Genomic DNA, 19,675 nt, shown 5'->3' with positions numbered 1-19,675 from the left:
TACGAATCATCAAGCCTTTGATTCTTGCTGATCAGAATGGTGTACATGGCAGTACACTTGTACTGCTCTTTGTCAGCTTTCCACTACCCCCGCCAACAACTCATCCACCACCCAGGTTTGCAGCCAGCCGCCTATCTCACTGGCGATTTCTGGTTTGTCTTCTGCCACCTGTTCGCATACATCAGCAAAACGCTGGCCCTGGCTCACACCTTGCAGGGCTTGGGCTTCTTCTTTATTCAGCGATCTGAAACATGCCTGCAATTGTTTGCGCCAGACTATCCAGGTGGTGGGCTGTTCATTGCATGCTGGCGCAGGTGGTGTCTGGACTTCACTCAAGGCCAGCCAGATGGCGACGGCATTGCTTTGCATGGGGATGAATTGCAGCGAGCTGCTGGTACGCAAACCCACGGTTTCCCAATCGCTGATTGTGGCCAGATCAGGCAGGCCAAGGATGGGATGATCTTCTGCATCAAAGGCCAGACCGAGCGCCCATTCAAATCGCGCCAGCTCGGCCACTTGCGGGTGATCAGGAAACTGCGTGCCTAACTGCGCTGCAAATGCATCGCCAAACCAGCGCAGGTTGCGATAGGGCGAAGGGTGGTTTTCGATATACGCTGCACATGCCTGATAAAACATGGCATCACCCAGATAGACGTGTGTTTTGCTGTACGCCTCGGCTAGGGCATCACGCAAACGCAGGCGATACGCCTGGTAATAAATATCCAGCCGCGCATCACGGTCCAGGCCGGGTGTCACTGCCAGGTGCATGTGCATGCTGCCAGCATCACGCTGCCCCAGAATAAACTGCTGAAAATCGGATTGCAGGTACTGAGTCGCATTCATGTGATCTTCCTTTTTTATGCGGCTATAGCTGGCGACAAAATGCTATTGCAAATACTGCGCGCCCGTTCAAGTTCAGCCACCAGTTCGGCCAGTGGCGGGATATTGTCATCACGCTCTATCATGCTGGGCACCGCACCAAAGCGGCGTATCGCCTGCGCATACAAGTCCCATACCGGGTCGGCGATGGGCTGATCATGGGTATCGACAATATGCGTGCCATGGTCACTATGCCCGGCCAGATGGATTTGCTGCACACGTCCAACAGGGATGCCGCGCAAATAGTCCATCGCATCAAAACCATGGTTGACGCTGCTGACATAGATATTGTTCACATCCAGCAAAATCATGCTGTCGGCCTGCTCGGCGATGGCGGCGACAAATTCCCATTCGGGCATGCTGTCGCTGCTGTATTGCAGGTAACTCGATACATTTTCCAGCACCAGCCTGCGCCCTAATACATCTTGCACCCGGCGTACATTATTCACCACCAGGGCAATGGTTTCCTCGTTATACGGTAGCGGGAACAGGTCATGCATATTCTTGCCATGTACACCGGTCCAGCAGATATGGTCAGACACCCACATCGGTGCGACTCGGTCGATGAGTTTTTTCAAGTCACGCAGATAGTCTGTTGATGGCCCCTCCGGTGTGCCTATCGACATCGACACCCCATGCATGACGACGGGGTAATCAGCACGGATGGCATCGAGCATGGCCAGTGGTTTTCCACCAGGCACCATATAGTTTTCAGACAAAATCTCAAACCAGTCCACCGCCGGTTTGTCGGCCAGAATGGCCAGATAATGATCGGTGCGCAAGCCCAGGCCAAAGCTGGCAGAGGTAGAGGGATTTGTCATGAGGTAGCGATGTGAAGTGAAAACAGAAAATGCGCTGGCTTGTATCGCCAACGCATTTCTTTGACCAGGCGAGGATGCCGGATTACTTGTCCAGATCAATGATCTTGCCGCCTTTGGCCAGGCATTGACCGGCAGCCACGGAGACAAAGCCATGGCCTTTGCAAGAGTTCTGGCCCTTGCAGGCGTTTTCGGCTGTCTTGCAATCGCTCGTACCTTTGCAGCTATTAATGCCAGCACAATGTACCTTGTCACCTGCACTGATGGTGCTGGTGCCAGCAATGGCAAAACCAGACAAAGCCATGGTAGCGGCAGCAGCAGCGATCAATGCACCAGCTTGGATAGATTTTTTCATGATGTGTTCTCCGAAAATAGATGAAGGTAAAAAAAGTGGTGATAGTTAAACCAAGCTCCTTGCCTGCCATGCAAATTCGCATCAACAAACAGAACTTATGCATCAGTCGGCTGGATTTCGGATTACTTACACATCTCTTTAAAATATTTTCAGAAGTTCTTTTTGCAGGAGACACTAGCGCGATTCGCTTGTGGTGAGACAGCCTCGATGCGATCTCTGTTTCCCCATGTCCCTGCAGTGAGATGGCTGGTCTTTTTCAAAAATCATCGCAATAAAAAATGGGCTTGCTCATACCTGATAAGCTACACTCAGGGCTTATTTCTATTCTCATCACGAGCATGCCTGAGCATATGTCTATTCAACATTCCGACAACGCCGCAGAATTTGTTGCCCACAGTGACGATGTCTTTGGCCGCATCGCCAGCCGTTATGACAGGCTGTGCGATCTGTTCAGTTTTGGCATACACCGCATGTGGAAGCGCCGTGTTGCCGACATCATCGCGCAGGAAGAATGGCAAACCTTGCTTGATGGTGCAACAGGCACAGGTGACATCATGTTGCGCGTGTTAAAAAAGCAGATCCCTGCCAGCCGCCGTATTATTGCCTCTGACATCAGCCCGCAAATGCTGGCCATTGCGCAAGGCAAGCTGGGCCAGCATGGTGCGCAAGTCCAGCTTTGCCAGCTCGACATGCACAGCATGCCTGACATTGCCAGCGGCAGTGTTGATGCCTACTCAATTTCACTCGGCCTGAAAATATGCCAGCGCCATCTGGCCCTGCAAGAAGCCCTGCGCGTCTTGCGCCCTGGTGGCCGTCTTATCATCCTGGAGGCGTCCAACATTCGCCCTGCATGGTTACATCGTGCCTACCTGATGTATATGGCTATCTGTACCCCCGCCATAGGCTGGCTTGCCACGGGTGGCGATGCATCCGCCTACAAATACCTGCTGCACGGTGTACGCGAATTTCCCGGCGCAGAACAACTGGCCGCAGAAATGCTGGACATGGGCTTTTGCGATATCCGCTATGAACGCCTGTCGCTGGGGATAGTGGCTGTGCATATCGCCAGAAAACCCGGATAAACCGGGACTTCACGCTGTATGCCCACCGCATGCCCACTTCGTGCTCTCATCAATTGCGGCGTGGCGCGGTCATGCTGACAGGCATGATGTTCTTGCCGGGGCTGGTGTTGGCATTTATTTGAAGGCCAGGATGGGGATATCAAACACGATCACGCCTGCCTCTCCTTCATTAACGCGGGCGACCATGCTGCCGTCAGGTGCGATGATGCAGGTGCAACCATGGCTGATCTTGTTTTCATGTGTGCCGACTACGTCAGATGAAGCCACCCAGCAGCCATTTTCCATGGCGCGCTGGCGTAGATTGTCCACGCTTTTGCTACGCCATTTTTCGGCGGTAGAGGGGGACAGCATATTGTTCAAGGGGTAGCATAATAATTGCGCGCCTTGCTGGCTGAGTGTCATTGCGCATGCAGGATAATTGGCGTCATTGCAGATATTGATGCCGAAAGAAAATCCAGAGCGGTCAAACACGGGCGATGCCGCCCCTGCCAAAACGCCGCGTTCATTGGGATGCTGTTTGGCATAGGTGCCCAACAGCCTGCCTCGCCGGATAACAGCCGCAGAATTGTAGATACCTGCCGCGCCTTGCTCAAAGAATCCTATCATGATGTCAGTCTCAAATACAGATAAGTCTGACAGCATTTGCTGGAAGGCGGGGCTATTGATGGACAGGGCACGCAGCGCTATCGTAGGCGCATCTGAGGCATATCCCAGCAAATAAGATTCTGGGAAGATGGCCAGCTCCACACCATGATCCCGGCACCAGCGCAGGTCTTCCTGTAATCGTGCCGTCGTCTTTTGCAGGTCATCAAAAACAGGATGGCGCTGGAAGGCAGCAATGCGTAGTTTGTTCTTGTTCATTATTAATTTGAACTCACTTTGCTGAACAATCGTTATCGGGCTTTTTTGAATGACTAATCTCGTGTATAAACATCTGTCATTAATGTGTCATCAGGGAGTGAGTCAATGAGCTCATTCAGATAACGATACCAGGCTTCGTTTTTTGAAGCGATGTTGCCCCACCCATTAAAATCCTGATCATCTATTACCTTGCCATTCATTATCAGGGCACTTCTATTAATGAGCATATCAACATTTACCTGAACGAATTTCTCGCGAGGATACTGAAGGAAGATATTCCGGGAAAGACCTGCATAGCTAAGCCTGGTATGCGTTGGTAATGGCATGCCCGCTGCGGACAAATCCCAATATTCACCAGCTTCCTCCGCTATGTCGCCTCGCATTTTTTTCCAATCAATTTCCCGTTTCAAGGCACTGCCTGTATAGCCAGGTGTGCTCGATCCAGATATTCTGTCTGATGCGATAGTTGATGTTGCAGCAATGCCGGGTTTAAGCATCCAAGAAGTTGCCAGCACTCCCCAGTTGACCCAAAAACTATATGGCCTGTCGCGATGAAATATTTCACTCACCTTGCCTGCTTCATCCAAACGTACCCAGCCAAACCGGTCCTTATCCAAAAAGTCTGGTGTTTCTCCAGGTTTTAGTATTCTTCCTAAACTTCGACGTTCACGTACATAGCTTTCAAAACTCATGGATGTTGCGGGTGAGAGGCCAGATTGGGAATCTGCAAAATCTTCCAGAGTTTCTTGAAGTATGTCTATGCTTCGAACATGCTTGTCTACATAACCATCAAAACTTCGAAACGGTTCCATTTGTTCTTCTGCATCTGGCCCTATAACGATAAAGGCTCTACCTCCCATCTTGTGCTCCCTAGTGTAGGTCAGTAAACGAAAATGCTAGTATGTAGGTATGCTTGTCATATCGCAATCTCAATTGTTTTTTATGCCGTCAGCCAACGAATGAATGGCGCTCTGTTGCGAGAGTTACAGAGACACAGCATTCATTGCTTGCATCGGCTGAGAGAAATTCTTATGCAGTTAAATTGATGCCGTGGCAATTATAAGGAGCGGCGTAGTCGTTGGTAATATTACTTTGAACCACGAAATACAAGCTCACTCCCCCAGGCGCAGCATCGCCACCGATGCATCATCCGCCTTTTTGACTGTCATGCCACCAGCACCGCCTGCTTCATGCGCGCGCAATTCCTGCATCAGCGCGTCCAGCCCACGGGTGGCGCAGTCTTGCAGCAGGCTTTGGTCGGTATTGAGGTGGTAGCTGTCCACCAGCCTGTAAAAACCATCTGTCATGAGTAGCACATATCCTGATGAGTCCAGCGGGATGTGGTGCTCACGTGCGGCGAAATCCCCCTGTGGATGCAGGCAGAGTATGGATGGCTGCGTGTTCATGTTTTGCGCCACACGCCTGTCACGCAGCATAGGCAAGAGCCTGGCCCAGCGTGCCTGCTCATCCAGGCCTTCCTGTTTCAATTGCTCTATCGCGGTTTTGAGTATGCCTTCTTGCGGGTTGTGATAGGGGTCTAGATCGGTGGCCTTGCCCTGCGCATCGAGCAAGAAAGCCTTGCAGTCACCCAGTGCATAGAGGCTGGCTCGCTTGCCATCTGCCGGCACGCGCAACCAGGTCAGGGCGGCAATTGGCCAGGCATACGTGGGCATGGCGGCTGCTTGCAGCAAAGTCGCGTGCTGCTCACGCAGGGCCAGCAAGGCCAGCGCGATGCTGTCTGCCTGCGTCAAGCTGGGCGTAGCGATTTGTGTCAGTGCCGCAGAAAATTGCTGTACGAACCAGGCGGGGTCCCCCATGGCGTCATCGAGATAGTGCTGTCCCGATACCGAACTGGCGCCATCAAACATCAGCAAATCCAGTGTACCGTCATCATGGCTGAGACTGAGTATCAGGTCTTCGTTGGCTTTGTTACCGCCTGGGGTGGATAGGGTAGAGAGGGTGGAGGTTTCTGTGGTGTTCAAGGCGCGGTCCCGGTGCACTATTCTGAAGGCAGAATATAGCACCGGAACACGCCGTTGGCAGTCCTGCTGCTTATTTCAACTTCCAGACAAAGGCCAGATTATTCCAGCCCGGTGTGACACCGACCTGAAAACGGCAAGCCTTTAAAGCGCGCAAGGATTCTTTGTCAATCACGCGAATGCCGCTGCTGCCGGCAATCTTGGCATCCACAACGCTGCCTTTTTCATCCAGCAAAAAATTTAGCCTGACCTGGCCTTGCACTTCATCTGTCAGCGTCCTTTGATCATAGGAGGGTGCATCACAACCAGACTCCACAAAAGCCTGGCTGGCATTCATGGCAAAAGCGGGGATGGTAACCAGGGCAAAAGCCAGGGTGGTGACGACGGCATATAGACGCAAATGTGGGGTCATAATGAACTCCTCAGAAAAAATAGATTGATCGTTGAACCTGGGGCAAAGACTGCCATGTCGCAGGCAGATGACTGCAATATACGTGGCCCAGGCGGCGCAAAAAAATCACTATTTCATATAGGCATTATTCGCAAAAAGCATAATGCTAGTCGTGCATTATTCAGGTGCACGCAGGCTATATTGAATCGACAATAAACTCTCCACGCCAGTGCAAAAACAGCAGCCAGGCCCCTGTTTGCCAGGCTTTATTGCCATGTTGGTGCAGAAAATATTTTTTGATAGGAGAGAAAATATTTTGGGGGTTTGTGGTTATGTTGAGCCTTTACACGAGACCAAGCCCTTGCATGCTCATGACCGCAAACCCGTCATGCCGGACTTGATCCGGCATCCAGTGGGTTCGCTCACCTGCCGCCAGCGTGCTTTCTTGCTGAGGCATTCATACTCTGTTGTGCATTTGCGGCCAAACGGGTGGTACGGCTAACGACACTGGATGCCAGATCAAGTCTGGCATGACAGTGTGCGGGGCCTGTCGTCGCAGGCTAGGTATTTTATCCCTGCGGAATGCTTTGCTCGAATTTGAAATAATTGTGCGGGTCGTACTTGTGCTTGACGGTTTTCAAGCGGTCCAGGTTAGGGCCATAGTAAGCCTTTGCCCAGTTGGGTTGTTCGCGATTCGGGAAATTGACGTAGGCTTGCGGCAGTACGAATGGGCTCATGGCAGTAAAGTAGTCGCGCAGCCATTGTTGCTGTCTCTGTACCACGTCCAGCTTGTCGATCGGCCCCCAGGCGGCTTCCATTTCAAAAATATAATTGGCATTGCGATGTGGGTAGGCAGTGGCGTTGACGGCCACGGTGCGCACCTTGCCACCAATCGCAAACAGAATGCCCATGTTTTCTGGCACCAGTGAACCGCCTGGCCATTTCAGCATCCAGCGCACCATCATTTCCATGCCCTCTGGTGACATTTTTTCGCCGACATAAGAAGAGCGCAGGTCATACATGCCATTGGGGTCGTCGGTGATCAGATAATCACGCGCCTGCCAGTAAGTCATTTCACGAATATCCGCTTTGACAGGCGTGAGCATGTTCAATACTGGCTCCAAAGCCTTCATCGCAGCTTCTTTGCCGCCAAAAAACTGGCCCAGGGTGGTGACCTGCAAATCTGCCATGGTGTAGTTGCTGCCTGCACGGCGGGGCACGATTTTGCTGCGGGTAGAAATGGTGGTGGGATTATTTTGCTGCAGGTCCTGCAAGGCAGAAAACAATTCTATCTGTTTCTGTGCAGGCCAGAGGATATTGAAAATGGTGACATTGTGCGACACATCCACCAAGTTAAAGGTGAACGAGGTATTCACCCCAAAATTGCCGCCACCGCCGCCGCGCAAGCCCCAGAACAAATCCTGATAGCTGCCCTTGTCTTCGGCCACCACCAGTTGCTGGCTGGGTAAAACAATTTCTGACGATTTCAGGCTATCGCAAGTCAGGCCCGCGTGGGTGGCAGAAAAGCCCCAGCCACCACCCAGCACCAGACCCGCCGCACCCACAGTGGGGCAACGGCCCGATGGCACAGCCAGGCTGCTGCCGCTAAAGAAGTTGGCCATGTCCTGGTTGCTGACACCTGCTGCAATGGTGCAGGTGTTCTCCTTTTCATTGACGCTGATGCCATTCATCGCCTTAACGTCGATCAGCAAACCCCTGGTGGTCGAAAAGCCTGCGTAATTGTGGCCACCGGAGCGCACCGCAAAGGGCTGGCGATGATCTATCGCCCAGCGCAGGCACAACTGCACATCCTTATCATTGGCGCACATGGCAACGGCGACGGGCAGGATGTCTGCATAGCGCTGGTTGTTCGGTGCTGCGGCCATCATGTAGCCCAGCTCGCCAGGCAAAATCAGGCGTCCAGCCATGCTGCGTGCAAGCGCCGCCAGGTTGCGCTTGCTATGCAGCGCCGGTGCCGCGCTGGCCTCACCTGAAATACCCAGCATGCTGGCAGTGGCAAGGGCGGTGGATGTCTGCAAAAAACGGCGGCGGGAGGGGGTGGGAACCAGATCGGGGACTAAGGTGGGGACTTGGCTAGTTACGGTATCCATAGACTTCTCCTTGAGTTTGGCAAAACCAGCGTTGAATGCAGGAATGGCAGTGTGAAAAGCCCCAGGGCCAGTTCGCTACCGTCCGCCAGGCGCACACTTTTGCCCGACCAGGTAAAACGCACGGCAGTTTTTTGGGAATATCCACAGCAAAAGCTTGATGCTGACGCTTGTTTTATCTTGAAATAAAACTAATATATTGTCTTTTAAAATAAACTTTATTACAAGATAAAGCAAGCTCATCCATGCAAAAAACAACTAGTGGTATTTCGGCATTGAGGAGTAGTGCTTTACGCCGGCGGCGCGATCAAGTTTGGCATGATGTGCAAGTGGATCAGCCTGTATACGGTCACCATGATTGGCACCCATAGGAGCGGCTTTAGCCGCGAATTCCTGACCCGGCACATCTGTTCGCGGCTGAAGCCGCTCATACGGGAGTCATCCTCAATTTCTGACTTGCCGGTGAAATAGAGCACACCGTTAGCGACACGCACGTGCGGCGCATTGCGATGCTCTTCCGGCTACGTCGGAAGCGCGGCCTTCTGCGAGCAGAGAGAAGGTTTTAACGCAGCACCTTTAAATCTTTCATGCCGGACTTGATCCTGCATCAAGTGGTTTATTTGTACGAGTCCAGTATGCTTTGCTGCTTGCCGAAGTTTCATCCGCAACAATCAAGAAAGCGTTAGAGTTGAACGTCATCAGAAACTTGAGCAAATTTGGCATGATGTTCAGGACGTTAGGCTATAAAAGTTGCAGATGATTGTAATTTAGAGTAGATTTAAAATTACTAAATATCCTATTGTGATCCATACAATGGAGGTGCAGGTAAAAGGATTACGTTAAGATGCGAGAGTGAAATTATTGCAGCAATACATTTAGGAAAATGTTGACTATGCTACTGTGCGACTAACTGCTGAGTAGTACGATCGCGCTACCTAACTCAAACTTACACTTAACCCGATTTTCATATATTCGTAACGGATACATAATATGACGCTTGACATCAAGGGCGGTCTAAAAAACACGTCGGCCAGTAAAAATAAATATATAGTTTTTGAAGAATTACTTTCCAATTCCATTGATTCGTATCTTATTAGGAAAAAAGCAGAAAGCTGTGTTCCTCCATTCTTTGTTTTGATAAGCCTTGATTTTTATAAAACTGAGTTTTTTAACGCCGGTTATGACCTTCGTGTTTCTTGTACTGACAATGGCGCTGGATTTGGTGAGAAACAGGTCAAGGCTTTTGTTACGAAGGACTCAACCTATAAAGATTATCTGGAAATTGTCGGCATTGGAAAATGTAAAGGTGCAGGTAGGATTCAGTTTTTTCATTATTTTAAAAAACTGCAGATCAGTAGCATTTTGGCCGAAAATAGTAAGACGATTCATCGCACGCTAAGTATTCGTGCTGAAACTCGCGAAGTATCTGAGGAAAGTTTCAATACTGTAGAAGTGGACGCACAAGAAACTGAAACAACACTAATACTTCAGGACTTCAATAAAACTCTTGCGGTTGTTGAGAATGCTGGGTCACTTGATTTGAGAGAAGAATTTTCGGCGAAAGCGGTGCATAGCCACTTGTATATCGCGTTTCTTCAGCGCCTCATAGTTTTAAAAGGCTTAATCGGTGAATTCTCAATATCGATAAAGCAGACTAGCATTGACGCAGATGAGGAAGTTCCTAGTCAAGAACTATCGATATGTTCAAAAGATCTTCCAACGGCAACAGAAGTTAAAAGGCTGCCTTTGACTTGTTCGCATGACAGAGAGCTACTTGATCGAAATATCACGTTAAACATAACTCGATATTCATTGCCTTACCAAGCATATCCCGGTTTAAAGCATGAGGTTGCGCTCTGTGCGAATTTTGCGTTGGTGCAATCTTTGACGAAACAATTTCTGAAAAAAACCTCAGACAGAAATAATCCAATAAATGGGAATTTTGAGTTGATTTTAGTAGAAGGCGAATTCCTGGAGGGTAAGGTAAATGAGCAGCGAGATGGCTTTAATATACCAATGGAATGTGGTTCTAATGGAGAGCTTGATTCGACCTTCTCTCTTCAAGATATTATTGATTCGTTGTCTGACTATGTCTATGAAATAATCACTCCAAGTGATTTTGACAAAGAAAAATTAATTTGGTCAACTCAAGCCCGATTTGGTATCACGCACGCAATGCTAAATTCAGTGAATATTAAAGTTCATTATAGTGATACGGAAGAAAATATCGCACGGCGAGTTCTTAGAAAATTTCAGGATGAAATAGTTCGCGATACGTCCGATATTTTTAATATCAAGGAAGAGCTACTAGGTCTTGATCCGAGAACTAGTGATTTTAGAGAAAAGGTAGCGCTTCTCTCATGGAAGTACACATCTAATATCAAAAAAGTTGACATGGCGAATCTCTCTCAATTGGTAGTTCGAAGAGCATCAATGCTTGAGATTTTAAAGAAAGCCACTGAACTTATGCTGATTTGCCAGGATGAAGATGGCAAGCGGGATAATGAAAAGATAATTCACAATATTTTTTTCCCACGTGGAAAAGATAATTCTGAATTGATTGACCACGATATTTGGTTATTGAATGAGGAATACCACTACTTCGAACATATAGCATCTGATAAAGCTTTATCTAGCATAAAATTTGACAAGTCAAATATGCTATTTGAGCCAGAAATCGACAACGAGCTAGAGAAACTGTTCGCAAAAAACAATAAAAATCACTCACAAAAGCGACCGGATATTGCTATCTTTAATAGTGAGGGAGCTGCTATTATTATTGAATTTAAAGCACCAGGTGTCGAGTTGCAGGAGCATATTTCTGACCTTATACAATATTCCAGGTTACTTGCATCAAAATCAAATGGAAAGATCAAAAAATTCTATGGATATTTGATTGGGGATACATTAGACGAAACCAGAATGCCTGGAACTTTCACAATGTTTCCTAGCGGCCTTGGTTATTTCAATACAGAGCCTGTTACGCAAGCTAACATTAAATATGGAGAGTTGTATTCTGAGATTCTGTATTATGATCAGTTCATTCAACGCGCAGAAAAGCGTCTAGAGATTTATAAGAAGAAATTGAGCATCGAATTCTAGATATGGCTTGTTCCGATATCTAGTGGGTTCGTACGTTTGCTGTCATGTACGTTTTTATTCAGGCAAACACCGACTAATTGGGATTCTATGGCATGACGAGGTAAGGCTTCTTGTTGAAGATGGGGATTTCGATGTATTGAGCAGCGTGTCAAAGGCAGAGTCAACTCAGATTTTCCCTGTGAAACTCGGTGCAACCTTTTGTGGTGCAGCAGGGATTTCGTGCGGCCCGCATAGGGCGGCCCGCCGCGCGCCTGCGTAACGAAGACTGCTTGCAAGCAGTCTTTCCTTTCTCTGTGTTGAAAGGTCTTCACAACATCACCCAGAAAAACAAAACCCGGCCAATCCAAGATCGCCGGGTTTTTTCATTCTATCCGCCAGCCAGTGCATACCTGACCAGCTATTTCAACACCATCAGTTCTGTGTCGATTTTTGCGCTTTGCCTGCTACTTTTTCAGCATTGGCTTTGTCAGCAGCCAGACGTGTTTCATTGGCTTTGACCAGGGCCGCTTTCTGGGCTGGGTACCAAGAGTAGCCTTCCATGCCGATTTCTTCGCCATTGGCGCGTGCTTCTTGCAGTTCAGCGACGACTTGGGCGCGGGTTTTTTCTACTGGCGCTGTGTCAGCAGCAAAGGCGGCAGTGGCTGTCAGAAATGTAACGCTGGTTGCCAAAAAGAGTTGTTTCGCATTCATGATCGTTCCTATCAATATAAGTAAGTTTCAGGGTCAGCCACCTCGGTGATCTTGCCCAATTGTCATGAGAAGTGAAATTTCACTTCCGATAACAACTGAATCAAGTCGTCGCCAGTAGCGCGGTGTAGAGCTGGATTTATGTTGCACTGCACCGATGGAAAGCAGTGTATGCTTTTCGGATTCAACAATAAAGTATTGAAATGGGAATATACTATTGCTGAAACAGGAACAATAAAGGACTTGAAATGGACAGATTGCAATCTATGCGCATTTTTGCCAAGGTTGTGGAGCTGGGCAATTTTGCCAGGGCAGCCTCGGCAATGGACATGTCCAATGCGGTAGTGACCCGGTATATGGCCGATCTGGAGAGCCATCTGGGCACGCGCTTGCTGAATCGCTCTACCCGCAAATTGTCGCTGACCGAGACTGGCATGGTCTACCTGGAAAGGGTGCGCGCCATCTTGAGCGACATCGACGACGCCGATGCCATTGCCTCGTATGCGGCGCAAAAGCCCAGCGGCACCTTGCGGGTGTATTCTGTACCGCATTTCGGCAAAGCGCAACTGGCCCCCTTGTTGCCTGAGTTTGCCAAAGAATACCCTGATGTCATGCTCGACATCAAGATCACTGACCACCATGTTGATCTGGTGGAAGAGGGGATAGACGTCGGCTTTTACCTCGACCTGCAAAAAGTCGATGGCAGCATGATCTCGCGCAAGCTGGCCACGTCCGAGGTCTTGCTCTGCGCCTCGCCAGCTTATCTGGAAGAGCATGGCACGCCAGCCACGCCTGAGGATATCTCGGGCCATCGCTGCCTCAACTTCAACTATGATTTTTTGCGCGATAACTGGATGGCCTTTGACAAGCGCACCGGGCGCGATTCTTTCCGCAGCATCCCCATACAGGCCAAGGTCATCAGTAATAATGCCGACGTCTTGCGCGCCTGTGCGCTGGCAGGCATGGGCCTTGTGCTGCGTACCTCCTTCCAGATTGACGATGATCTGGCACAAGGCAGACTGGTGCGCCTGTTCCCTGAGCATTGCTTTGGTGCGGTGTCGATTTCCATGGTCTACCCCAGCCGCCGCCAGTTATCGGCCAAGGTAAGGCGCTTTGTTGATTTCGTCGCCAGCAAGTTCCCACACCCGGAAGAGGACATGTGGATGGGCGGTTGTCCCTACCGCATACGTGAAGAGAAACTCAGAGAACTTGGCATCCCTCATCCTGGCAAGGTACGTACCGGCTGAGCTGCGGCACTTTGCAAAGGAGCGCTACGGGCTAGGGTACAGATTGCATGCTTGTAAGCAAATGTAAAATCGAATAGTCATACTTGTGTAACATTATTTGAATACCATATGCTGGTAGTGTCTCCTTAGGTATTGTTTGCCACGAAGTCTCCCCCTTCGTGGCTTTTTTTTGTATTTTTTGGGCGAGAGCATTCGCTTCGCCTGCGCGATCATGCAGGCAAGTAGTGATGACATCAGCCTCTGGCTTGCCAAGTTCACAGGCTCTACCGTAGCGAGGTACGATTGGCGCAAGCGTAATCGCACGCATGCGGGGCATACAATATCGACAGACGGTTTATCAACAACACATGCACTGCATTGCGAGGCGGTGGCTGGCTGCCTTCAACTGGCGACTGGTGGAGCGGGAGAATTGTACGATGACGGTGGGCTAATTGCAGCTACGTGAGCTGCGAGCAACAAAATCAGAAATAAGTTACAGTGAATCAGCATGCGAGCAATTGCGCTTCGCCAATCGCACACGAGTTAACCTACATTTTTATAAGATGAAATTCTTTGAATCGCTAATTAAAGGGGAATATGACTTTGATTTCACGTCATATCAACGATACTTGCAAGTGCATTGTGATCATTTTCCGCCAGACGTGTATGCCTTCGCGGTAGATAATCGAAATTACGATATGAGCCATCAAAGTCTGCATGATGCCTGGCTTGAGCGATTTTGCATCTCGGAACCAGCGAGTGGTGAGCGCTCAGAAATGCGCGCCATTCAGATTGAAGCAAGCTTTCTGGGGCCATACCATGATCTTAAAATCCATCTTGTTTATTCGGGTGTGATTGAGTACAGCATCGTGACACCGCAAGAGTTTGTTCACCCACCATTTGGGACAATTGGCCATGGCGATTTATTGATACATGAAGTGAGTTTGACAGACGACAATCAGGCCGTGGTTCATGAATGGTATTTTTCACGGGGCAGTGTGTTCAGGATAGTCTGCGAGACTTTCACGCGTACGCTAGAGATGTTGTGAGCAGGTGATGGTGCCTTTGTGCATCAAGAGACCATCGCGCAGGCGTTGGCTTCAACATCTTTACCATTCCCCACTGATGCCCTCACTACTGATAGAAAATCTTTTATAGGCGGCTTCGCGATCTGGCTCACTGGCCAGGTAATTGGCCCACAGCAGTGGAAATTTTTCTGACAAACTGACGTGGGTGTAATCCTGCCAGTTGAAATCTTCAGGTTTTACTGAGTTCTTATCTACTTCCCACGCGCTGGGCGCATCGAAGATTTGTTTGCCTGTTACTTTTTCATAGGCTTTGTAGATAGCGTAACAATAGGACTCATCAGAAACACGTGGGTAGCCATCACGATCATGGACAATTTCCAGCATTGCCATGCTGTCCGGGTTAAGCAGCGCCTGTTCATAAGCTGTCTGGCCCATAGAGACCAACCAGTAACGGAAATACAAAAAACTATCGTCAGACATATAGTCCTGACTCAACAGACATCCTGCGCCATACACGTCGCCGGTCTCTGCTTGATTGACGAGCTTGTGGAAGTGGAGATTAAATTCGACGATGAGTTGCGGTGCCAGTTTGCTGAGATGGTATTCCAGATCTTCGGCGCGAAAACGCTGGTAGCGCGCCGTGCGATTGGTGACGGCAACGATGTGCCAGAAATCCTGTTCATTCATAAAGATGCGACTGCTTGTTCTCGATATCGCTATTGTAAAGCAGCTTTGCTTGGGCGACATGACGAAAGGGCAGAAGCACGCCCAATGACATTAGTGCGGTAGGTACGATTAGCGCAAGCGTAATCGTACGCATGCGGGGCATACAATATCGACAGACGGTGGATCAACAACACATTACTTCATTGCGATGCAGTCATGTATGGCGCGTTACAACGCACCACTGATGTGTCAAAAATAATTTACGCTATTTTTTTGCGAACGGCCAAGCAATGTTCATCATGACGCAGCAAATGCATCACATAGAGTTGAATTCCAGCGCCGGTGCGTTACGGCACACCCTACCAGCCATCAATCCACAAACTCCGTCTTGAAATCCCAGGCATCAAAACCGCCCACATTGGCCGCGATGCCGCCAGTATGTTCCAGAAAAAAATGCACGGTGCGTAAAAACTCGCGGTAGTCTTCAAGTGACGCAGCCCTGATTTGCAGCGATGCCACGCACAGGTTTTTGGCTTCATGCACTTGCTTTTTTTCCTTGTAGTGGCCGTCCTTGCGGTACTGGATAAAGCGGGCCAGTTCATGCGCGGCGTCACCACCTTTTTCACGGTGTACGTAGAGTTGAAAGTCGCTATCGCGGCCATTGGCATAATGCTTGGTCAGCTTCAGCGTGGTCCAGTCTTTGGCGACGTCATCGCCATAAAAATCGCCATCAGAATCAAATTCTTCTGCTTGCCAGAATGCCGGACAGAAATCATCTTCGCCTGGCATGGCGACGTGCGCATACAGAACGATGATTTCCGAATAGATTTTCATATTCCTTGCCTCTAAGGATGCCGCACTCACAGGGTGCGAATAAACATGTTGCAACAGTATAAGCAAACATTGCCGATTACACTTTTTGCTGCAAGTGCAAAAACGATCCATGCAATGCATCACCTTCATTGACCTGCATCAAAGCTTGCGCCGCTGCATGCCAGGGACAGACCACACACCACCAGGAGATAGCGCGCAAAAACTTTGCATAGATCAACTGTACCGAATATTTGAATTCCGTGCTTGCTATTTATGATGCGATGTTTTCACCTTCGACTTTTTGCAACACACCCTGAATTTGTGTAATATGAAATGCCAGCGTCTGCAAAAGCGGGGGGATGCCGCAGCCCGCCAGTCACACACTTAATGCAAAACATGAACTGATGAAGACATTAGGGTCGCCACACCTGTCGCCATTTGCCTGCCACAGGTGAAGACTGCCGCGAATGCCGCAGTGCACGCGCCTATTTTCCGAATGGCGCAAGTTTCTTGCGCACTGTCAAAATCAGCCAGGCTTGTATGGGGGGATCAAGACAGTGCACATGCCTTGTTTAGTCTGCGAATGAACATAGCACCAGGCAATGTGCAAGGTCAGCAATTGTCTCCAGGCGGCCATAGAGGTCTTGGGCTGATAAAAATCAAGACCGCTCAGTATTCGTACCATTTGATATGGTTGTTGTTAATTACCTCCCAGCTAGCACCTTCGTCTATAGTCTTGTAGATGTTTTTTTCGGTGACGATGTAGATATTTGCCTGCTTGTCGAGCTGTAAGTCTTGTGTCGGGTGATGAGCAGAAAATTCTACTGCGGTTCTATTATCTTTGCTCCTGAAAACTTTATATCGCTGCGACGAGGGGGCACGTTCGTTGATTGCTGCAATATAAATTGCATCGCGACGAGAAAACAGGATCTCAGACGGGCTTGCGGGGATATTGAAATCGCGAAATTCCCAGTGCACACCGCCATCGCTACTAACAAAGATTTGGCCTTTACCTATCAGGAATAGGTCACCATTACTACTTGCATCGAAAGATACGTGGCTCAATGGATCAGTCAATGCAGTGCCAAATATCTCTGGGAATTTGCCAGCAGTAACTACATTCCAAGTCTTGGCCCTGTCTTCACTCACTATCAAAGCGTGCTGACTCAATAGATAGACCTTGTTTTTATCGAAAGCTATGTTCAGAATACTTTGGGTTGGCCCAAGTAAAGTCGGTAATGGTTTTTGGCTGGACCAACTTTTTCCGCCGTTCTCAGAAATATGCAATTTATCTTGGTCGCAAACAAAAATGTAACCTCTGTCATCTATCTTGTTTAGATATTTTCCTCCTCTGTAGCCCAGATAGCTTGACCAATTTACGTCTGCTGATATGCCTCTCATTCGCCATGTTTTCCCTTCATCTTTGGAGGCGTAGATGTTTCCTCCCCTTATGACCAGCAGCAACTGCTTTTTCTGGCGTACGAAGAACCCGCTTCGTCGATGGCGATCTTCTTCAAAAACTCTGGTCCAGGTTTTTCCTTGATCACTACTTCTGACCACGCCATTATCAATCAACGCCACCAAGGACTTATCCCGTGCCAGATATAGTTCTCGAAACGGTGGATGGCGGGGTATTTCTGGCAGCTCTGCCAGCGCATTGGCCGATACGACTACAAATGCTGCTGCAATGAAAAGTCCGCGAAGCAAGTTCATCATGATCTGCATGGCACCTTTTTGGTCTGCAAAGTAAATGGGAAAAAAAGCAAATTCACACTGAGATGGAAGCCAGAAGTTGCCTGTTATGTTGTCGCTAAGGTAATCGTTGGCGCTTCTGCGCTCATGAGTACAAAAAATGACAAAGTGGTGTTATGAATTAAATGGATTCAGCCAGCATCCTACACGTTCGCAGCGACCAAAGATTTCCTCGCCATCCGGCTCACCGAGGCATTCTCTGCGTCTTGCGCCAGCGCGTTCAAAGCCACCCAGGCCAGTGCATGCGATTCATCGCTGACGCTCACACTGTCATTCACTGCCTGGAATAAAAATCGCAAGTCATAATGAAAGTGTGCTGGTTCGTTTGCTCTGGCGGGGATGGGGTGTACATCCACATCAAACAAGGCCGCACTCAGCAATTGCAAACCGTCGATGCCGCTTTCTTCGCGCGCTTCACGCATGGCGGCGGCTTGTATGCTGGCATCCTCTTCGTCCACATGCCCACCCAGTTGCAACCAGCGATTGAGTTTCTTGTGATGCGTCAGCAAGGCTGACTGGCGATCGGCAGAAAGTATCCAGGCAGATGCCGTGATATGCCCCACCAGCGTGGTGCGGCTGCAGCAATCGGCGGTGCTGCCGACAAAATCCAGCGCCTTGTGCAGATGTGCGGCTTCTGTGGCATCAACAGGGACATGGGCGTTTAATAAAGCGATGAGCTGGGCTTGCATGCGGGCTAAAATGAGCTTGAAGTGGGGGTGAAGTACCGTCCAGGTGAAAACGATCGTGGGCGCGTCATGTGATTGTCACACTATTGTCATTACTATACCAGATAATCTGGCATACACTGGCACATTGCCTGCCGCTTGCCAGGCAAACGGCGGGGTCGCAATGGGCAAAGCAGCATTTTTGAATATCCTCTACCTGGGAGAACAACAGCAATGAGTACCGTCTTGTGGATGACACTGGAAAACGATTCCGACGATTTTGCGCCGGATGACCTGGCTTTTCTGTATGACAGCATGGATGCCCTCGATGAGAAATGCGCTACGCTCGATATCGTCGCCCTGACCGAGTTTGTCGATTTTTCTGACATGGAACTCAATGTCAGCGAAGAAGATATGGATGAAGATGAAGCAGAGCAATGGCTGGCCGACAATGCCAAATGGGTCAGTCCCACCGAACTGCTGTCCACCCTGCGCGTACTGGAACAAGCCCTGGTAGAAGCCGACGATGATCAAGACCTCATCGAAGACCTGCAAATTTGCATAGAACGCTGCGAAACTGCCGAACAAGATGCGGTAAGGGTGCGCCTGATTGCGGTGATGTAAGGACCAGACTGAGATGCGAGCAGGGTGCGTTTTGACGCACCGCTTTCGCATTGCCAGCGCCCTCGTTTTTGCCGCATAGTTGGTGCATTGCAACGCTTACCCTAATCGCTGTTGACTTGATATGTGTGCAGAATCTACGAATGCGGTGCATTAATCATGCCTGCATGCAGCTATTCATTTCAAGGCAGCTCGGACCTGGGAATGAATGTTGAATAACCGCTAGGCTGCAAAAAAGTAAGACCTTCATCTGTTTCAATGACCTTGCATTTTTTCAGGTAAGAGATGATATCCTCATCCCGGTTGAAAAGAGAAATGTCTACGCTGATAAATCGCTTATAAAAGAAAACATTCAAGACGTAGCGGTCTTCCTCATCAGTAAATTGATGTTTATGTGTTCCATCAGTTGAGATGGTGACATGGTGGCCACCCCTCTTTTTCTGATCTTCATACGAATAGATTTCGCGCACCTTTTCTCCCGGCTCATGGAACAGGAAGTAAGTAAAGGCAAGCAGCGGAAGCACGGCAAGGAATATCAAGGAAAGTATGCTCGCTACTTTTTTCAAGATGGAATTCATGTCTTACTTTTAAGGGCGGCCAGGTTTTGGCCTATTTCCGTATTGTTACCATCCTCGGGTTACC

19 protein-coding genes are annotated in these 19,675 nt (G+C 49.2%); 5 read left to right on the top strand and 14 right to left on the bottom strand.

The genetic code is table 11. The features are described 5' to 3' along the window. Positions 1-72 precede the first annotated feature (72 nt). The 3 genes from H8L47_RS10890 to bufA2 are packed head-to-tail and all read right to left on the bottom strand — an operon-like array spanning position 73 to position 2,052. Positions 73-843 carry an HvfC/BufC N-terminal domain-containing protein gene (locus H8L47_RS10890; RefSeq protein ID WP_186953620.1) on the bottom strand — a complete coding sequence of 257 codons (771 nt, stop codon included), beginning with the start codon at positions 841-843 and terminating at the stop codon, positions 73-75. 14 nt (positions 844-857) lie between these two features. Then, positions 858-1,853 (bottom strand): MNIO family bufferin maturase, encoded by a 996-nt coding sequence (gene bufB, locus H8L47_RS10885; protein ID WP_329605442.1) that lies wholly within the window; start codon positions 1,851-1,853, stop codon positions 858-860. Then, positions 1,783-2,052, bottom strand: coding sequence for a BufA2 family periplasmic bufferin-type metallophore (gene bufA2, locus H8L47_RS10880; protein WP_186953619.1), 270 nt, complete (start codon positions 2,050-2,052; stop codon positions 1,783-1,785). Before bufA2 ends, bufB begins: the two co-directional genes overlap by 71 nt. A gap of 350 nt (positions 2,053-2,402) precedes the next feature. On the opposite strand from bufA2, the gene H8L47_RS10875 reads away from it, so the two are divergent. Beyond that, complete coding sequence (locus H8L47_RS10875) at positions 2,403-3,134, top strand: ubiquinone/menaquinone biosynthesis methyltransferase (protein ID WP_186953618.1); 732 nt, start codon at positions 2,403-2,405, stop codon at positions 3,132-3,134. A gap of 114 nt (positions 3,135-3,248) precedes the next feature. Here H8L47_RS10875 and H8L47_RS10870 read toward each other — a convergent pair whose 3' ends face one another. From H8L47_RS10870 to H8L47_RS10850, 5 genes are all read right to left on the bottom strand, one after another. Next, entirely contained in the window at positions 3,249-3,995 is a 747-nt protein-coding gene (locus tag H8L47_RS10870) for a carbon-nitrogen hydrolase family protein (protein ID WP_186953617.1), read from the bottom strand. A gap of 53 nt (positions 3,996-4,048) precedes the next feature. After that, a complete protein-coding gene (locus tag H8L47_RS10865) occupies positions 4,049-4,855 on the bottom strand; it encodes a hypothetical protein (RefSeq protein ID WP_186953616.1) in 807 nt (268 codons plus the stop codon). 252 nt (positions 4,856-5,107) lie between these two features. Then, positions 5,108-5,977 carry a hypothetical protein gene (locus H8L47_RS10860; protein WP_186953615.1) on the bottom strand — a complete coding sequence of 290 codons (870 nt, stop codon included), beginning with the start codon at positions 5,975-5,977 and terminating at the stop codon, positions 5,108-5,110. Positions 5,978-6,047: 70 nt separating this feature from the next. Further along, complete coding sequence (locus H8L47_RS10855) at positions 6,048-6,386, bottom strand: energy transducer TonB (RefSeq protein ID WP_186953614.1); 339 nt, start codon at positions 6,384-6,386, stop codon at positions 6,048-6,050. A 548-nt stretch (positions 6,387-6,934) separates the two neighbouring features. Further along, complete coding sequence (locus H8L47_RS10850; RefSeq protein ID WP_230413686.1) at positions 6,935-8,476, bottom strand: FAD-binding oxidoreductase; 1,542 nt, start codon at positions 8,474-8,476, stop codon at positions 6,935-6,937. 987 nt (positions 8,477-9,463) lie between these two features. Here H8L47_RS10850 and H8L47_RS10845 point away from each other — a divergent pair. After that, entirely contained in the window at positions 9,464-11,575 is a 2,112-nt protein-coding gene (locus H8L47_RS10845) for a hypothetical protein (RefSeq protein ID WP_186953613.1), read from the top strand. Positions 11,576-11,986: 411 nt separating this feature from the next. On the opposite strand, the gene H8L47_RS10840 is transcribed toward H8L47_RS10845, so the two are convergent. Continuing rightward, complete coding sequence (locus H8L47_RS10840; protein WP_186953612.1) at positions 11,987-12,265, bottom strand: DUF4148 domain-containing protein; 279 nt, start codon at positions 12,263-12,265, stop codon at positions 11,987-11,989. A gap of 245 nt (positions 12,266-12,510) precedes the next feature. Here H8L47_RS10840 and H8L47_RS10835 point away from each other — a divergent pair, with 245 nt between their 5' ends. Next, positions 12,511-13,509, top strand: a complete 999-nt coding sequence (locus H8L47_RS10835; protein WP_186953611.1) for a LysR family transcriptional regulator — start codon at positions 12,511-12,513, stop codon at positions 13,507-13,509. 542 nt (positions 13,510-14,051) lie between these two features. Further along, the gene (locus H8L47_RS10830; RefSeq protein WP_186953610.1) at positions 14,052-14,537 is read left to right on the top strand and encodes a hypothetical protein; all 486 of its coding nucleotides are present in this window, start codon (positions 14,052-14,054) and stop codon (positions 14,535-14,537) included. A gap of 60 nt (positions 14,538-14,597) precedes the next feature. Here the strand turns inward: H8L47_RS10830 and H8L47_RS10825 are convergent, their stop codons facing one another. The 4 genes from H8L47_RS10825 to H8L47_RS10810 form a co-directional block, all read right to left on the bottom strand. Beyond that, the gene (locus H8L47_RS10825; protein ID WP_186953609.1) at positions 14,598-15,203 is read right to left on the bottom strand and encodes a DUF4240 domain-containing protein; all 606 of its coding nucleotides are present in this window, start codon (positions 15,201-15,203) and stop codon (positions 14,598-14,600) included. A gap of 348 nt (positions 15,204-15,551) precedes the next feature. Then, on the bottom strand, positions 15,552-16,016 hold the full coding sequence (locus tag H8L47_RS10820; protein ID WP_186953608.1) for a hypothetical protein: 465 nt from the start codon (positions 16,014-16,016) through the stop codon (positions 15,552-15,554). 648 nt (positions 16,017-16,664) lie between these two features. After that, complete coding sequence (locus tag H8L47_RS10815) at positions 16,665-17,711, bottom strand: WD40/YVTN/BNR-like repeat-containing protein (RefSeq protein ID WP_186953607.1); 1,047 nt, start codon at positions 17,709-17,711, stop codon at positions 16,665-16,667. Positions 17,712-17,890: 179 nt separating this feature from the next. Beyond that, entirely contained in the window at positions 17,891-18,436 is a 546-nt protein-coding gene (locus H8L47_RS10810) for an NUDIX hydrolase (RefSeq protein WP_186953606.1), read from the bottom strand. A gap of 210 nt (positions 18,437-18,646) precedes the next feature. On the opposite strand from H8L47_RS10810, the gene H8L47_RS10805 reads away from it, so the two are divergent. Beyond that, positions 18,647-19,036 (top strand): hypothetical protein, encoded by a 390-nt coding sequence (locus tag H8L47_RS10805; protein WP_186953605.1) that lies wholly within the window; start codon positions 18,647-18,649, stop codon positions 19,034-19,036. Between the two features lie 179 nt (positions 19,037-19,215). Here the strand turns inward: H8L47_RS10805 and H8L47_RS10800 are convergent, their stop codons facing one another. Further along, positions 19,216-19,611 (bottom strand): hypothetical protein, encoded by a 396-nt coding sequence (locus H8L47_RS10800; protein WP_186953604.1) that lies wholly within the window; start codon positions 19,609-19,611, stop codon positions 19,216-19,218. Between the last annotated feature and the right edge of the window lie 64 nt (positions 19,612-19,675).

Origin of the sequence: Undibacterium umbellatum, from assembly GCF_014284125.1 — a bacterium.
Lineage (GTDB): Bacteria > Pseudomonadota > Gammaproteobacteria > Burkholderiales > Burkholderiaceae_D > Undibacterium > Undibacterium umbellatum.
This window is presented reverse-complemented; position numbering and strand designations above follow the sequence as displayed.

Excerpts from the sequence above, each read along its gene's own strand:
- H8L47_RS10865 (WP_186953616.1), bottom strand. The coding sequence starts at position 4,855 with ATGGGAGGTAGAGCCTTTATCGTTATAGGGCCAGATGCAGAAGAACAA.
- H8L47_RS10875 (WP_186953618.1), top strand. The coding sequence starts at position 2,403 with ATGTCTATTCAACATTCCGACAACGCCGCAGAATTTGTTGCCCACAGT.
- H8L47_RS10830 (WP_186953610.1), top strand. The coding sequence starts at position 14,052 with ATGAAATTCTTTGAATCGCTAATTAAAGGGGAATATGACTTTGATTTC.
- H8L47_RS10870 (WP_186953617.1), bottom strand. The coding sequence starts at position 3,995 with ATGAACAAGAACAAACTACGCATTGCTGCCTTCCAGCGCCATCCTGTT.
- H8L47_RS10845 (WP_186953613.1), top strand. The coding sequence starts at position 9,464 with ATGACGCTTGACATCAAGGGCGGTCTAAAAAACACGTCGGCCAGTAAA.
- H8L47_RS10815 (WP_186953607.1), bottom strand. The coding sequence starts at position 17,711 with ATGATGAACTTGCTTCGCGGACTTTTCATTGCAGCAGCATTTGTAGTC.
- H8L47_RS10800 (WP_186953604.1), bottom strand. The coding sequence starts at position 19,611 with ATGAATTCCATCTTGAAAAAAGTAGCGAGCATACTTTCCTTGATATTC.
- H8L47_RS10840 (WP_186953612.1), bottom strand. The coding sequence starts at position 12,265 with ATGAATGCGAAACAACTCTTTTTGGCAACCAGCGTTACATTTCTGACA.
- H8L47_RS10810 (WP_186953606.1), bottom strand. The coding sequence starts at position 18,436 with ATGCAAGCCCAGCTCATCGCTTTATTAAACGCCCATGTCCCTGTTGAT.
- H8L47_RS10890 (WP_186953620.1), bottom strand. The coding sequence starts at position 843 with ATGAATGCGACTCAGTACCTGCAATCCGATTTTCAGCAGTTTATTCTG.
- H8L47_RS10855 (WP_186953614.1), bottom strand. The coding sequence starts at position 6,386 with ATGACCCCACATTTGCGTCTATATGCCGTCGTCACCACCCTGGCTTTT.
- H8L47_RS10825 (WP_186953609.1), bottom strand. The coding sequence starts at position 15,203 with ATGAATGAACAGGATTTCTGGCACATCGTTGCCGTCACCAATCGCACG.
- H8L47_RS10835 (WP_186953611.1), top strand. The coding sequence starts at position 12,511 with ATGGACAGATTGCAATCTATGCGCATTTTTGCCAAGGTTGTGGAGCTG.
- H8L47_RS10850 (WP_230413686.1), bottom strand. The coding sequence starts at position 8,476 with ATGGATACCGTAACTAGCCAAGTCCCCACCTTAGTCCCCGATCTGGTT.
- H8L47_RS10805 (WP_186953605.1), top strand. The coding sequence starts at position 18,647 with ATGAGTACCGTCTTGTGGATGACACTGGAAAACGATTCCGACGATTTT.
- H8L47_RS10820 (WP_186953608.1), bottom strand. The coding sequence starts at position 16,016 with ATGAAAATCTATTCGGAAATCATCGTTCTGTATGCGCACGTCGCCATG.
- bufB (WP_329605442.1), bottom strand. The coding sequence starts at position 1,853 with ATGGCTTTGTCTCCGTGGCTGCCGGTCAATGCCTGGCCAAAGGCGGCA.
- bufA2 (WP_186953619.1), bottom strand. The coding sequence starts at position 2,052 with ATGAAAAAATCTATCCAAGCTGGTGCATTGATCGCTGCTGCTGCCGCT.